Source organism: Pantoea sp. EKM101V (genome assembly GCF_011800325.1).
GTDB classification, from domain to species: domain Bacteria; phylum Pseudomonadota; class Gammaproteobacteria; order Enterobacterales; family Enterobacteriaceae; genus Pantoea; species Pantoea anthophila.
The window spans coordinates 220,572-236,098 of sequence record NZ_JAALFP010000005.1 but is presented as its reverse complement, the minus strand read 5'-3'; the positions used below and the strand labels follow the sequence as shown (position 1 = coordinate 236,098).

Here is a 15,527-nt window from a genome sequence, read left to right as displayed (position 1 = left end):
GCTGTCGCCGCGCTGGCTGCGACTTACCGCCTGCCTGCAGCACGAACGATTCTGGCAGACCGCCGTCACTGATATGTTATCGAGGTGGCAGGGTACCTCACTATACTCATCGAGATACCCGTGATTGCATGCGTAAAGAGGGTGACGTATATTTGAGCAACAGATCAATGTCAGACATTTCATCGGTGGACAGTATGTCAGCTCTGGAAGTAAAAATCAGACATCAGCGCGAGTATCAGGAGCGTGTTGAAGCTGTCCGAAAAGGTCAGGCTCCGGGACGCATACTTGAAAAACGACCTCAGGGTATTGTGCCTGCAAAAGGTGGACGCAGCCTCGCATTTTTCTGACGTTATGCCCTGCTAAACGCAGCCATGCGATAAAATAAGCCCATCATACCGGTGGGTTTTTTTATGACATCACAGGCAATTCCTCCCGAAGAGCAACTTCTTAAACTCAATCGATATCTGATCGATAATGCGGAACAGCTCCCATCCCCGGTTATTACCGTTGGTGGTCAGGCTGTTATGTACTGGTATCTGACGTATCTGCATCTCTATCCTGAGCAGCCTGACATCACGTCCATAACTTCAATTGATGTCGACTATGTGACCCGAAAGGAAGGCGTTGATGTAATTGCAAAAATTTTCAACGTTTCAGCACAGGTTCAGGACATTTTTAATCCGCCATCGATCGCACTCCTCACCCTTATTGATAAAGATACAGGCAGGGTCAAGGAGGATGTCCAGGGTCAGTTCCTCAATGAGCAACTAAATGAGGCGAATATTGTGGATATTATCGATCGGCCCACAGGCTTTGATGCTGGAGATTTTGACGGTGATAAACTGATGTTAAATACAGAACCCTTTCTGGTTATGCCGGATCGACATGGTGCAGATATGAGCCATGAATATGTTCGGGTTCTGAATCCGATTGCCTGTATCCGTTCTCGCCTTTCAAATGCCACCGTTCCCGGCGGAAAAAACAGGCTGACTGAAGCTGACCGAATACGCGTGCTGGCTCTGCCTGCTTTCAACTTTTTGCTGGAGAAATTACAAACCCTTCCTTTCCGACAGGGAAGGCATTACGTTGACTACTTTGTCTCGTTTATCTGGCAGAGAGCATTCAGACGTTTTCAGGCACAGCACAAAATCCCCTTATATCGGATTGTTGAGCAACTGGCGGCAGAACTGCAACAGGAGCCTGGCGACGACATGCCATCCGGATTTTATCGGGAGGAGTTACCTCGAAAAGTGGATTTTCTGGCTAAGGAGTATCAGCGATACCTCAGACGCATTGAAGCCGGATAAGACTACTGGCCCCTCATTAGTGACTGCCTGAGAAAATAGCGCTTCTCTTCACCGTCATTTTCTGCGCCGGGTCTGCTGTCCCTTGCAAGCCAGCCCCCGCTGGCCGCACCCTCTCACCTCCATTTCAACCCTTGCTAATTCTGCGCTAATTTTCTGCTAATTAAGGGATAAATTTTAGCGGGTAGAGTGGTTCCACTGCACATCAGCTTGAACAGGAGGAACCATGAATCAGCGCGAGTTTATTCGGAGTCTGCTGGACTGGATAGAGAACAACTTAGGACACGATCTGCATCTGGATGAGGTGGCGCGCCGCTCAGGCTATTCGCGCTGGCATCTGCAACGCCTGTTTCGCCAGCACACCGGCTTTTCCCTGGCAGAATATATCCGTCAGCGTCGCCTGACGGAGTCGGCGCTCACGCTGCTGAGCAGCAACGAAGCGATTCTGCAGGTGGCGATGAACTACGGCTTTGATACCCAGCAGGCCTACACCCGGACCTTCAAAAATTATTTTATGGTGACGCCGGGCCAGTTGCGCCGCCAGCGTCGCGTCGAGCCGGATCGACTGCTGTTCCCGCTGGCGATGGCCAGCTGATGCCTGACAAGGCCTTTCCGTCACGGCAGGCAGACGGAAAGGTCACTCCGCGCACCACCCTCGCTTCGCCTGCTATCGCCCTGTTTTTTTTGCCTCCTCCCCACAGCCCCCCCGCCTGAACGTGCTAGTTTGTTGCCTGCATCCCCTTACTGTCGGAGTCGGGAAACATGGAAAATGGCGCGAATTTAACCGCCATGCTGGTATTCGCACGGGTGGTGGAGTTACAGAGTTTCAGCGAGGCCGCCCGCGCACTGGGCTGGTCCAAATCGCATGTCAGCCGGGAGATCGCCCGGCTGGAACTCAGGCTCGGTATCCGGCTGCTGCAGCGCACCACCCGGCGGCTGGCGCTGACCGAGCTGGGGCAGGCGTACTACCCCTATTGTGTCCGGATGCTGGCGGAAGCACAGCGCGCCGAGGCGTTCGTTCAGCAGCTGCATCAGCAGGCCGCCGGTCATGTCAGGCTGCAGGCGCCCGTCACGTTCGGCTGTCAGTGCGTAGTGCCTGTCGTTAATCGCTTTCTGCGCCGCCATCTGCATATCAACGTCGATCTCGATCTCACCGATCGCAGCCAGGATCAGCTGGACGATCAGGATGATCTGGCGATTGTGATCCGATCCCGGGCACCGCGTCAGGGCAATTTCCGGCTGCTGAGTGATATCGACTGGGGGCTCTATGCCGCGCCTGCTTATCTGGCACAGCGACCGGCCATCACTCACCCCGGGATGCTGCCGCGTCACGACCTTCTGCTGTTTCATGGTCCGGCCCACACCGCTGCGCTGCCGTTCCGCCGCGATAAGCAGCGGCTGGCGCTGGATGTACGCAGTCGCTTTCGCGCCAATAACAGCATGGCACTGCTGAATGCGGCCCTGGCCGGCAGCGGTATCGCCTATCTGCCCGCCTACATGGCGCAGGAGGCGGTCGGGCGGGGTGATATTCAGCAGCTGTTGCCGGAGTGGCAGATGGACCGTCTGCAAAGCTATCTGCTGCTGCACGACACCCCGGAAACGGCGTCGCCCGTCACGCTGCTGAGCGATGCGCTGGTTGCGGCGCTGAGCAAAGGCTGATTGTTGCCTGCTGACAACACTCATCGCCACAGAGTAACTATCGCGGCGTTACTGTTGTTAACCCGCCGCCCTGGTTAGCCTGTATCCCTGATCAATAAAGGGATATGGCTATGCAACACTCACCCGAAACGGCAGTGTTTCACCACTGGAAACGTAATTTAGCGGTCTGCGTCGTCGGATCTTTTACCACTATCGTGGCGATGACGCTGCTGCTGCCTTTTCTGCCGCTCTATGTTCAGCAGCTTGGCGTTGAGCAGCCCGCCGCCATTGCGCGCTGGTCCGGCCTGGCCTATGGGGCGACCTTTTTCAGTGCCGCGCTGACGGCACCACTGTGGGGCCGGCTGGCTGATCGTTACGGTCGCAAGCTGATGCTGATTCGGGCCAGCCTCGGCATGGCGATTGCGATGTCGCTGATTGGTATGGCGACGGCGCCGTGGCAGCTGGTGGCGCTGCGTCTGCTGGCGGGGCTGCTGGGTGGCTACGCGTCGGGGTCGACCATTCTGGTGGCGGCGCAGACGCCCAAAGCGCAGACAGGCTGGGCGCTGGGCGTCCTCTCCTCCGGCATTATGGCTGGCAACGTGGTTGGGCCGCTGCTGGGTGGCCTGCTGCCGCCGCTGATTGGCATCCGGCAGACCTTCTGGCTGACCGGCGCGGTGATTTTTCTCGCCTTCCTCGCCACCACCTTTTTACTCAGAGAGCAGCCGCGTGCCAGCGGCACCGCCCGCGATCGTCCTTCACCGATGCCGGCAGAGCTGCCGGTCAATCACCGCCTGGTGCGGCTGATGTGGCTTTCCGGCATGTTGCTGATTTTTGCCAGCATGTCGATTGAACCGATTATTACGCTCTACGTCGGCGACTTTGTTCAGGGTGAACATCAGATCACCCTGATGGCCGGGATCGTGATGTCCGCCGCCGCGCTGGGCACGGTGCTGGCAGCACCGCGGCTCGGTCGCCTGGCCGATCGCGTCGGACACTGGCGGGTTCTGACAGGGGGATTACTGCTGAGCGGCGTGCTGCTGATCCCGCAGGCGTTTATCACGGCGGCCTGGCAGCTGGTGCTGCTGCGCTTTCTGATGGGGATGGCGCTGGGCGGCCTGATGCCATGCATCACGGCGATTATCCGTCATAACGTACCGGGCTCGCAGGTCGGACGGATGCTCGGTTATTCCACTTCGGCACAATATGTGGGTCAGGTCAGCGGCCCGCTGTTCGGTGGAGTGGTCGGCGGGACGTTCGGGATGCGGCCGGTATTTCTGGCGACCTGCGCGGTGATGCTCTTCTGCGCATGGCTTAACTGGCGCGGAATGAAAAAGTAACGCGATCAAAAAAGGCGGACCGGAGTCCGCCTTTTGTTACTGACCGAAGCTGGAATTACTTCTGGTCTGGCAGTGCGTAGGCAATCACATAGTCGCCCAGCTTGGTACCAAACGAACCGTGACCGCCTGCTGCGATGACAACGTACTGCTTGCCATTCACTTCATAGGTCATCGGGGTGGCCTGGCCGCCTGCAGGCAGACGTGCCTGCCACAGCAGCTCGCCGGTGTCGGTGCTGAAAGCGCGCAGGTAGTTATCGGCGGTCGCACCAATGAAGAATACCTTACCTGCGGTGGTGATTGGACCACCCAGCATCGGCATACCCATTTTGAACGGCAGCGGAACCGGTGAGCTGTCACGAACGGTACCGATACGCTGTTTCCACACGACGTCGTTGGTCTTCAGATCCACCGCGGAGATGTAACCCCAGGCTGGCTGTTTGCATGGCAGACCAAACGGAGAGAGGAACGGATTCAGTTCGACGCCAAACGGCACGCCATACTGCGGCTGAATACCGGTTTCAGTCCCTGAACCACCCTCTGCGCCTTTCGGCGGCTCAATCGGGTTGCCCGGACCGCGTGGAACCAGTTTCGAGACAAACGGCAGCGCCATCGGGTTAGCAATCGCAATCTGACGATGTGGATCGACCGCGATACCGCCCCATTCGAACATACCCAGGTTGCCCGGGAACACCAGCGTACCCTGTTCAGATGGCGGCGTGAACGGACCTTCATAGCGCAGACGCTTGAAGATAACGCGGCATACCAGCTGGTCAAACATCGTCGCGCCCCACATATCCTTGTCCGTGAGGTTCTGTTTCGGACGGAAGGTCAGCTCAGAGTAGGGCTGCGTGGCGGCAACGTGGTCGCCTTTCGCGGCACCCTGTGGCACTGGCGTTTCTGGCGCCGGAACCACTGGCTTGCCGGTGCGGCGATCCAGAACGAAGATGTTACCGGTTTTAGCCGGTGCGTAGATCACCGGGACGGTGTTGCCATCTTTATCGGTGATGTCAGCCAGGGTCGGCTGCGACGGCAGATCCATATCCCACAGGTCGTGATGCACCGTCTGATAAGACCAGACCAGCTTACCGGTGGTGGCGTTCAGCGCCAGCACGCTGCTCGCGTAACGCTCCTGCTCTGGTGTGCGGTTACCGCCCCAGATATCCGGTGTGCTCACGCCCATTGGCAGGTAAACGGTATCCAGTTTCGGATCGTAAACCGCCGGTGCCCATGAGTTCGGTGAATTCAGGGTAAAGGTGTGTTCATCAGCCGGAATGGCATTCGGATCTTTAGCACCCGGATCAAATACCCACAGCAGTTTACCGGTATTCACATCAAAGCCACGAATCACGCCGGAAGGCTCGCGGGTTGAGTAGTTATCGGTGACTGCACCCGCCATGATGATGGTGGTGTTGGTAATGATCGGCGGTGAGGTCGGCTCATACTGACCCGGCGTGGTGACGGGCTGTTTGTGCTGCAGATCCAGCTCGCCGTTAACGCCAAATGTCGGGCAGCGTTCGCCGGTTTCGGCGTCCAGTGCAAACAGACGACCATCGTTAACCGGTAAATAGATACGACGTGAGCAGAGCGCAGGCTGGCTGTTTGCTGCATCAGCGGCTGCCGGCACTTCGTGGTAGGAGACGCCGCGGCAGGTCACGTGCTGGAAGGTCGGATTCACCTTCATGGCCGGATCAAACTTCCACTTCTGTTTACCTGTAGCCGCATCCAGCGCAAACAGGATCTGGTGTGGCGAACAGAGGTAAAGGGTGTCGCGGATTTTAATCGGGGTCACTTCGTCGGTGATTTCGCCCGGATCGTTAGGGGTTTTCATGTCGCCGGTCTGGAACTGCCAGGCAACCTGTAACTCTTTCACGTTCTCGTGGTTAATCTGCTTCAGCGGCGAGAAACGGGTTCCCTGCTGATCGCGCGCATAAGCGGGCCAGTCAGCATCCGGAATGTTGCTCAGCGGTGCAGCCTGCTGCGCATTGTCAGCGGTTTCCGGCACAGAACCGTTAATGACCTGCGGATCGTTGAATACCGCGTAGGCCAGCACGGCCGCACTGGCAATCAGCGCCACAGCCATGGTACCCAGTGCTGCTTTACTACCGGCGTTAACACTGCGATAGACAAACGGCAGGATCAGCCAGACACCAAAAATCACCAGCACATCGGTGCGTGGCGCCAGCGCCCAGAAGTCCGTCCCGACTTCCCACACGCCCCAGATCAGGGTGCCGATCAGCAGCAGCGCATAGAGAACCAGCGCGGTGCTTTTACGGCGGGAAAGCAGATAAGCGGTGATGAGCATAACCACACCGCCGAAAACGTAATACCAGGAACCACCAATAGCGGCTAACCAGCCACCGCCAATCAGCATAAACGCGCCCGTCAGTACTGCGAACAGTATCGTCAGGAAACGAATTACGCTAAACGATGAGGAGTTTTTCCCCATGATATCGACCTCGTTTTGTTGCCATAAAACATACGAAAACAACCAGATAGGCTGTTTCCAGTTATCAAGTACAAATGATTAAGGGTGTTCTTGAGAATCTCTTCCGCTAAGACAGACGCTCCCTTTGTGTTAAATGTTATAGCAAAATTAGATCAAGGTTTGATTTTTTTAGCTCAAAGCGCTTAACAAATGAAGTAACGCGACATTTTATGGGGGATTAATGGACGTTAAGCGCACCGCCGTGTGCCCTTAACGCCGGAGGGCAGGATTTGTGGTTCAGCAGCTAATCAGGTCGCCGTCCGAGCGTTGCTGTTGCCAGCCGCTAATATTTATCTCAGCAAACTGTTCAGCGCTTAAAGGCGGCGTATGACTTCGCACGATCACCTCGGCCCCTTTCTCACGGAATGTCGCCATGAAAAAAGGAAAGGTAAACTTTTCATAATTGTCATTAAAGAACGCTTCGGTTAAAACAATCCCGGAAAAAGGAAAGGATTCCAGCAGTCGCCAGTCTGCGCCGGGCGGAGCAAAATCATAAAGCCAGAAATCAAATTTCTCTGTTAATTCAAGCAGTGAGGCGTGGTGTGCGGCTAAACTGGTATAATTAATACCAATTCTGATTCGCCCATTCTGTAAATGAGAATAAGCATCCGGAACCGCAATCATTCCCTGCAGCCGAAAGTCTTCTACCGGAACAATCATTAATGCTGCTTCAGTAGCGATTTGATTGTGTAATGAAATAATGTTGTTCGTATTAAGTATATTGCGGCTGTCCTGATTTTGCTGAAGATATGGCACGCTATAGCAAATGCCCGTGACATTACGCGTAACGTGATGGATAGGTTCAGTAACATAAGGGTTATATAAACTGTTTTTCATTATCTCTTTGGCGTGCAATAAAAAAGGATTTATTGATAATCAATCATATAAACGGTCGCATTTTCCAAACGCGCGAATAAATATAGATCATCTGCTTAATCCAAATCATCCTTTTATTGTCGCGGAGCGTAAATAAACGCTTCGGCACAGAAGCAATAATTCCTTTGGCGTCTGATGATGACGTGGAATATATTCAATAGTCGGGACCAATAGGCTGGTAATAATCAGGAGAGATTTTTCAGGCCCGGCATGGACAGGAAGGCGATTTATCGCCGGGAGCAGCAGAGGGGAAACCATCGCGATTATACTTCATCCGCTCTGTTATCTGACGTTCCTCATCGACCGCACAAATAACACCGCGCAACGACGCGGGACGGCTCATCAAATTTGGGATAAGACATGGGATTTATGGCATCGGCAGCGGAAGAGCCGCTGTGGCGACATCGGGCATTCGTCGCCTTCTGGCTGGCACGAACCTGTTCATCGTTTGGTTTTCAGATGTTTTCGGTGGCGATCAGCTGGCAGATCTATGCGCTGACCGACAGCGCGATGGCGTTAGGGATGATCGGCTTAATGCAGTTTCTGCCGTCAGTGTTGCTGGCGCTGCCTGCAGGGCATCTGGCAGATCAGTATGACCGGCGGCGTATCGTGCTGTTCGGTCAGCTGGTGGAATTTGCTGCGCTGCTGGCATTAGTGGTGCTTACCTTATTCTCTACCGCCGATCGGGTTACGCTCTGGGGTCTGGTATTTATGATTGCGGTGGCGAAAGCGCTGGAGTGGCCTTCGATGTCCTCAATGCTGCCGTCGCTGGTGCCGCCCGCGATTCTGGCGCGGGCGATGGCGATGAACTCGGTGGGCGGCGAGGCGGCGGTTATCGTCGGACCGACGCTGGGCGGGCTGCTTTATGTCGCGGGACCGCATGTGGTGTATGGCGTGTCTGCGCTGTTTTATCTGATTTCGCTGACGCTGGTGAGTCTGCTGCGCTATGAGCGCCCGTTGCAGCCGCGCCTGCCGATGAACATGAAGAATCTGTTTGCCGGGATTCACTTTATCCGCGAACGCAAAGATGTGCTGGGCGTGATTTCGCTCGACCTCTTTGCCGTCCTGCTGGGTGGCGCGACCGCGCTGCTGCCCATTTTTGCCAAAGATATTCTGCATACCGGGCCGTGGGGATTGGGGATGCTGCGGGGCGCGCCCTCTGTGGGGGCGCTGCTGGTCGGCATCTGGCTGAGCCGGCATAAGCTGGATAAGCACGTCGGGATGATTATGTTTGGTTCGGTGGCGGGCTTTGGTGTTGCCACGCTGGTGTTCGCGCTCTCGACGCAGCTGTGGCTGTCGCTGCTTGCGCTGTGTGCGCTGGGCGGTTTCGATATGGTCAGTATGGTGATTCGCGGTGCGCTGGTGCAGCTGGATACGCCGGATGCGATGCGCGGGCGGGTGAATGCAGTGAACGCCATTTTCATCAATACGTCGAATCAACTGGGTGAGTTTGAGTCGGGAATGCTGGCAGCATGGATGGGCGCAGCCCCGGCGGCGGCGATTGGCGGGATCGGTACGCTGGTGGTGGTGGCCCTGTGGATGAAGTTGTTTCCGCATCTGCGGCGGCGGCAGAAGCTGGAGAATGAGGGGGATGCGGTCTGACCCAGGGCAGCTGTATGCGCTTGTGATGTCAGGAAGGTTATCGCTGATAAATTGAGCGCAGGCTTCAGGGAGCATATGTCCTCCGCAAAGACGCAAAAACGCCCTCCCTGGCAGGCTCAGCGCGGGCGATTACGCACCTCATCCATGAGGTGCTCCCGTAGACGGGCCAACGGCGTTGCGTTGTGCTAAAACGCTTCCGGCGTTTTTGTCCGTGGCCTACGATGCTTAGCTACAGGTATCTGATCCCTTCGTTTTTAGTGCATAAGGTGCCTAAACCTATCTGTACTCTCTGAGATTTTCTTGCTGCTTTCTGATACGAACGGCACCATTTTGAACATCTTTTAGTGTCGTAGTGCCGTGAAAATGAGTTCATAAAAAGTTGTCCTTTTCAAACGTAAATTCATTATGCTGCCATAGGTATGAATACAAATCAGGTCCACTAAAAACAATGCTTCATGTGCTTAAAAGATAAGTTTTCGTTTACTAAAAGTGGGTTTGCCTGATATTTTTCAGGCTGATATCACAGACGGTAGAAGAATGAATGGACGCAAAAACGCTTGCCGTATCGGTTGCTGATGGTATTGCTTCTCTTCCGATGGATTTTTATCTGGGTATAGAAAGAACTTTTCAGGACCTCAACCTGACAGATGGCGGAAGAAACATTCAGCGCCGTAACTTCGGTGATGATGAGAGGATGTATCGGGCTTTAAACAAGCTCTTTCGGAACAGAGCCATTTTGGGGCAGATCGCGGAGATGATAATCAAAGATTCTCTGTCCTATCTTCCAGACCCAGCCCTCAAAAAAATCACAGATAAACTCATCGGAGCTGCGGCTTCCCTGGGTTCAAGACAGTCAATGCAGCTGGCTATTACAGGATATCTTGGTTCAAAAGTTATCGGAGGAATGATGGCCAGCGTGATAACGAGGTTATCCCTACGATTGTGGACGGGCACCCTCGCGGGCGGCATAGTTCTGCAGGGAGTACTTTCACGTGCTTCTGCAGCTTCCCGGCGATTGAGCCATAAAAATCCTGCGCTATGGTCAAAGCTTTACATACTTGATTTTGAAATGCTTTACTTCCTTTTTGAAGAACCTTTAGCTAATTACATTGAGCTTGGTGAGACTCTTCGTAAAAACCCTCTGAAAACGGAGCAATTTCTGAGTGCAATCGAGAATCTTTAGAGTCATCAGAAAAGTCATTTCTGAGTTATCAGGGGCGGTTGTGATCAGCGCCGTAGTGCCGGGCATGTTCATTGCCATCTTTGCGAATGAAGGGATTATGCGCGTACTCGCCCCCTTGCTCGTTTTTCTCGCTGGACTGGTTCTTTACGGGTTAGCCTGGATGATTTCATCTAAAGAAGATCGGAAATAGGCCACGCAAAACGCCTGACCAGCAGGCAGCAGCGACTACCGCTCATCAACATGGGTTCAATCGTTGCTCTGCAGCCTGCGTGAGCAACACCCTGTCGATTTATTCTCATACCGGAAGAGGCCATTTAAAGGCGTTTTCGTGCGTCTGTTGCTGACATAAGGCGGCAGGCCTGAAGGGGAATAATGCCTGTCACCTGAGAAGTAACTGGCCCGGAGGCCAGTTCAGCAGAGTACCAGTCAGAGTGCCAGTAACAAGCCGGGGACGGCGGGGGCGGCCGCCCCTGAGGCTGGGGCCGTCAGGCCCCGGATTTTCCCAGGTTGGCGTCAAATGTCAGCCAGCTTTCACGCATGTCCACTACGCTGCGGGTTTTGCGTGCCTCATCGATTTTGATGGCGGTGAGGCCCGCTTCCAGCGCGTCCACCACTGAGACTTTCAGCGGTGTTCCCTGTTTAATATGTTTGACGATCTCTTCAGCCATCAGCGCATCCGCGCCGTAATGGCCATCATAAGCGTTGCCGCTGTAGGCGGTATCGACCTCTTTCTCACCGCTGCGGGCGTTGTGCACCCGGAAGTAGTTACGCACAAAGTCGCCTTCCGCCATGCCGTCAGTGCCCATGACGCAGAAACGGCGGAACTCATCCGGCACGTTCAGGTTGGCGTGGAAGGCGAGGGTGGCTCCCCCCTCATACTCAATCAGCGCGGTCTGGTAGTCGACAATGTCGGCATCGCTGTCGAAGACCGCATCTGTGCTGGACCAGCCGCTGGGTTTGACGTGATAGAGCTCAGAGTCAGGGGTGATCGCCCCCTGCGGGGCGTGAGCCGGGGTAAAGGATTTCCGGCCACCAAAGCTGGCGACGTGAGTCGGACGCCGCTGCAGCAGGCCCTGATAGAGATCGATGTCGTGGCAGCACTTCTCCAGAATATAGGGACCGGCATACTTCTCCAGCCGTCGCCAGTCGCGCTGGAAGAAGGCACCGTGATAAGGCTTGATGTGTTCGGTTGCCTCAATCGAGGTGATTTCGCCCAGCTGGCCCGCATCGCGCGCAGCCAGCAGATCGTGATAAAGCGGTGAATAGCGCAGCACCAGCCCGACCAGAATGCGCGCCTCGCCATACTGACGCACCAGCTTTGCCATCGCCATGGTCTGCTCTTCATTAATTACCACCGGCTTTTCGGTAAAGACGGTATAGCCTGCCGCCAGCGCCTGACCCACATGCTCCAGATGCAGAAAGTTGGGTGAACCCACCAGCACCACATCCATTCCGCCGTGAGCCAGTAGTTCGTCCACAGACGCAAAAGCCTGGCCGGGCGCGATACCAAAGCTGTGCAGATTCGGCAATCCGGCGGGGGCCGGATCGTAATAGCCCACGACGGAAAAGCTGTCGTCAGCCTTGCTGAACTCTTTCATGACGTGGGACAGACGAAAGCCGAGACCGATAATGCCTACTTTCATGGTAAACCCCTGCTCCTGAGATCGGATGATGCAAAGCCCGCCAGCGGTCGGGCGCGGCTGCTGATAATCTGACCACCAACTTATTACGGCAGAAAAAGTAATGTCAACATCGCGCTGCACGTTTTGCGGGGTGGGTTTTTGTTATATTTATGTAAATTAAGGAAAAATAGCCAGGATGTTTTTACCATATTTATTTGTTATTGCGATTTAAGTTTTTTTATCCTATCGTTCGCTCATTATGGCTATAACCCTTAATCAGGGAAGGAAGCGCGTGCAACCACACTATCTTCTTGGCATCGATGGCGGCGGAACGCAGTGTCGCGCGCGCTTAACCGATCGGCAGGGCCGCCTGCTGGCAGAAAGCACCGGGGGACCCGCCAACGTCTGGTCAGATTATGATGCGGCCCTGACCTGCGTCGGGCAGCTGACTGAACAGGTGTTCATCCAGGCGGGACTCACCGCAGAGGCGCTGGCGCAGACCGCGCTGGTGGCGGGGCTGGCGGGCGCTAACGTCGCCTCAGTGCAGGCGCGCCTCGCCAGCTGGCAGCCCGCCTGCGCGGCGTTGCAGGTGGTCAGCGATGTGGAGATCGCCTGCGCGGGCGCGCACGGTGGCGAGCCTGGGGCGGTCTTTATCATCGGCACCGGCAGTCAGGGCGCCGCCTGGGATGGCGAACGCTTTACGCTGCTTGGCGGCTGGGGCTTTGCCCTCTCCGATCAGGGATCGGGGGCGGAGCTGGGCCGTCGCGCGCTGCGTCTGGCGCTGCTGGCGCATGAGTCGATCATTCCGCACGGCTCCCTGACCCGCCAGCTGATGGCGCAGTTCGGCGACAGCCCGGAAACCATGCTGCTCTGGACGCGCACGGCGGTGCCTGCTGACTGGGCCCGCGTGGTGCCACAGATTTTTGCAGCCGCCGACGCGGGTGACTGCCACGCTCAGGAGCTGCTGCAACAGACCGCCGCCGATATCGGCCTGATGGTGCGACGCCTGATCGCCCTGAGCAGCGGGCCGGTGGCGCTGATGGGCGGCGTGGCCGCGCCGATTCAGCGCTGGCTGGATGAAGATATTCAGGCCCGGCTGGTGGTGCCGCAGGGCGATGCCCTGAGCGGGGCGCTGACCCTGGCGCAGCAGCTGACGCCTGCCGATTACCGATCTCAAGCGGGCTGAGCTGCCTCAGCCCGATAACCCGAGGAATCTATGACCGCTCCCAACGTAACCGCGCGCATTCTGCGGTTGATTGTCGAAAATGCGCCAATCAGCCAGTCAGATCTGAAAGTTCGCAGCGGACTGAGCATGTCGACCGTCTCACAGGCAACCAACCGCCTGCTGACGCAGGAGATTGTGCAGGAGCTGGGGCTGCGTCGCGTGTCGATGGGGCGGCCAAAAACCCTGCTGGGGCTCAACCCCGACCGCGCCAGCGTGATTGGGATTCAGCTCAATGCGGAACGCAACCTGATCGTCATGACCGATCTCAGCGGCAACCTGCTGGGCGAACAGCAGATGCCGAAAGGCACGCTGACGCCGCGCCAGCTTGGCGATGCGCTGGCGAAGTTTCTGCGCGGCGTGGAGGAGAAGCGGGTGGGGGCCATTGGCCTGGCGCTGTCGGGGCTGGTCGATGCTGAAAACGGCTACTGCATCCGCTCCAAGGTGCTGGGCTGGGATAACGTTCCGATTGCGCGCCTGCTTGAAGAGCGCTTCTCGCTGCCGGTCTTTATTGAAAACGACGCCAACGCCATGGCCATGGCCGCGCTGGTGTTTGGTCAGCTCGGCAATGCGCAGTCGGCGGTGATCGCCACCTACGGCAAAGGGATTGGCGCGGGGATCATCCTTAATCGTCAGCTCTATCGCGGTCGTCACGGCAAGGCGGGCGAAATTGGTAACGGGCTGGTGGGCGATGGTTCGCTGCGCCTGCTGGAAGATGTCGCCTCCTCGCGTGCCATTCTGCAGCGGGTGGCGGAGCAGGATGCGGAGGGCGTGACGCTGCAGGCGCTGGATCAGCGGCCCACGCCAGAGGTGCTGGCGGCGCTGGAAGAGGCGGGACGTGAACTGGGCATTTCGCTGGCGAACCTGTCGGTGGCCTACGATCCGGATGTGGTCTATCTGGCGATGGAGCCGCACATGGCATCACGCATTCTGCTCGATCACATCACCCAGAGTTTCCAGGCCTACCGGCTGAAACTGACGCCACAGATGACGCCGCTGCAGTTTCTGACGGAATCGAACCGGATGTGGGCGCTGGGCGCGGCGGGATTTGCCGTTAACCGCTTGCTCGATCTGCTGGCAGCCCAGGCTGACGAAGAGCCGGTCACCTGAGTTAACACTCGAATAAAAACGGGCGCTAAGCGCCCGTTTTTGTTTCCGCGCTTCTCCTAGCGCAGGCGCAGACCCTGCTCATCAAACAGCAGGCAGTGCGCGGCAGAGATGCCCAGTTCCACCTGCGCACCGAGATCGCGCGGGGTGGCCTCGCGCTCTTCCACCACCAGCATCTGTTCACGTCCGATATCCAGGTAGAGATAGTTGGTGTGACCCAGCATCTCGCCATAGGCCAGCTCGCCGTGAAAACGCAGGGCGTCCGGCGTCTGCGCGGCAGGCTGAAAATGCTCGGGACGGATACCCAGCGTGACGGTCTGGCCCTCGCGGCAGGCAGCCGCAAGGGACATGACCAGCCCCTCAATCTTCAGCTCCGGCACCCGCAGCTGCACTTCACCTTCACCTGTCGCGCTGATCTCGGCGCGCAGAAAGTTCATCTTCGGCGATCCGATAAACCCGGCGACAAACAGATTATCCGGGTCGTGATAGAGCGTCAGCGGCGCGCCGACCTGCTCAATCCGGCCCTGACGCAGCACCACGATGCGGTCAGCCAGGGTCATCGCCTCCAGCTGATCGTGGGTGACATAAATCATGGTGTTACCGAGTGAAGCGTGCAGGCGGGCGATCTCGATCCGCATCTGCAGACGCAGTTCGGCATCCAGGTTGGAGAGCGGTTCATCGAACAGGAAAATACGCGGATGACGAATAATGGCGCGGCCAATCGCCACGCGCTGCCGCTGTCCGCCAGAAAGCGCACGCGGCAGGCGGTCGAGCAGTTCCGTCAGGTGCAGCCGTGCTGCCGTCTGCGCAATAGCCTGGTTGATCTCCGCTTTCGACTTTTTCATGACCTCCAGCGGATAGGCCAGATTGCCGCGCACCGTCATGTTGGGGTAGAGCGCATAGGACTGAAACACCATCGCGATGCCGCGCTCGGTGGCGGGCTGCTGCGTCATATCCTGCCCCTCAATCAGCAGCTGACCGCTGCTGATCTCCTCCAGCCCGGCGATCATCCGTAATAGCGTCGATTTGCCGCAGCCGGAAGGGCCGACAAACACCACAAATTCGCCGCTGTTGATCGTCAGATCGATGCCATGAATGACATTGACGTGCTCATACGACTTCTTCACATTCTGCAAGCGCAGGCTGGTCAT

12 protein-coding genes are annotated in these 15,527 nt (G+C 56.7%); 8 read left to right on the top strand and 4 right to left on the bottom strand.

The window, feature by feature from the left end:
- Positions 1-410: 410 nt before the first annotated feature.
- From HFD92_RS10560 to HFD92_RS10545, 4 genes are all read left to right on the top strand, one after another.
- Positions 411-1,307, top strand: coding sequence for a hypothetical protein (locus tag HFD92_RS10560; RefSeq protein WP_111208665.1), 897 nt, complete (start codon positions 411-413; stop codon positions 1,305-1,307).
- Between the two features lie 223 nt (positions 1,308-1,530).
- A complete protein-coding gene (locus HFD92_RS10555) occupies positions 1,531-1,899 on the top strand; it encodes a helix-turn-helix domain-containing protein (protein WP_009092546.1) in 369 nt (122 codons plus the stop codon).
- Between the two features lie 167 nt (positions 1,900-2,066).
- Positions 2,067-2,963 carry a LysR family transcriptional regulator gene (locus tag HFD92_RS10550; protein WP_167428904.1) on the top strand — a complete coding sequence of 299 codons (897 nt, stop codon included), beginning with the start codon at positions 2,067-2,069 and terminating at the stop codon, positions 2,961-2,963.
- A 110-nt stretch (positions 2,964-3,073) separates the two neighbouring features.
- A complete protein-coding gene (locus tag HFD92_RS10545; RefSeq protein WP_111208663.1) occupies positions 3,074-4,279 on the top strand; it encodes an MFS transporter in 1,206 nt (401 codons plus the stop codon).
- Between the two features lie 55 nt (positions 4,280-4,334).
- On the opposite strand, the gene HFD92_RS10540 is transcribed toward HFD92_RS10545, so the two are convergent.
- Both HFD92_RS10540 and HFD92_RS10535 read right to left on the bottom strand, forming a co-directional pair.
- Positions 4,335-6,725 (bottom strand): glucose/quinate/shikimate family membrane-bound PQQ-dependent dehydrogenase, encoded by a 2,391-nt coding sequence (locus HFD92_RS10540; RefSeq protein WP_009092543.1) that lies wholly within the window; start codon positions 6,723-6,725, stop codon positions 4,335-4,337.
- A gap of 276 nt (positions 6,726-7,001) precedes the next feature.
- Positions 7,002-7,601: a hypothetical protein gene (locus HFD92_RS10535; protein WP_111208662.1), complete on the bottom strand. Its 600-nt coding sequence runs from the start codon at positions 7,599-7,601 to the stop codon at positions 7,002-7,004.
- A gap of 399 nt (positions 7,602-8,000) precedes the next feature.
- On the opposite strand from HFD92_RS10535, the gene HFD92_RS10530 reads away from it, so the two are divergent.
- Both HFD92_RS10530 and HFD92_RS10525 read left to right on the top strand, forming a co-directional pair.
- On the top strand, positions 8,001-9,242 hold the full coding sequence (locus HFD92_RS10530; protein WP_033736437.1) for an MFS transporter: 1,242 nt from the start codon (positions 8,001-8,003) through the stop codon (positions 9,240-9,242).
- 541 nt (positions 9,243-9,783) lie between these two features.
- On the top strand, positions 9,784-10,425 hold the full coding sequence (locus HFD92_RS10525) for a hypothetical protein (RefSeq protein WP_111208661.1): 642 nt from the start codon (positions 9,784-9,786) through the stop codon (positions 10,423-10,425).
- Between the two features lie 485 nt (positions 10,426-10,910).
- Here HFD92_RS10525 and HFD92_RS10520 read toward each other — a convergent pair whose 3' ends face one another.
- A complete protein-coding gene (locus HFD92_RS10520) occupies positions 10,911-12,068 on the bottom strand; it encodes a Gfo/Idh/MocA family protein (protein WP_167428903.1) in 1,158 nt (385 codons plus the stop codon).
- 271 nt (positions 12,069-12,339) lie between these two features.
- On the opposite strand from HFD92_RS10520, the gene HFD92_RS10515 reads away from it, so the two are divergent.
- Positions 12,340-13,233, top strand: coding sequence for a BadF/BadG/BcrA/BcrD ATPase family protein (locus HFD92_RS10515; RefSeq protein ID WP_167428902.1), 894 nt, complete (start codon positions 12,340-12,342; stop codon positions 13,231-13,233).
- Positions 13,234-13,263: 30 nt separating this feature from the next.
- The gene (locus tag HFD92_RS10510) at positions 13,264-14,379 is read left to right on the top strand and encodes an ROK family transcriptional regulator (RefSeq protein WP_009092538.1); all 1,116 of its coding nucleotides are present in this window, start codon (positions 13,264-13,266) and stop codon (positions 14,377-14,379) included.
- A gap of 56 nt (positions 14,380-14,435) precedes the next feature.
- Here the strand turns inward: HFD92_RS10510 and HFD92_RS10505 are convergent, their stop codons facing one another.
- The gene (locus HFD92_RS10505) at positions 14,436-15,527 is read right to left on the bottom strand and encodes an ABC transporter ATP-binding protein (protein ID WP_167428901.1); all 1,092 of its coding nucleotides are present in this window, start codon (positions 15,525-15,527) and stop codon (positions 14,436-14,438) included.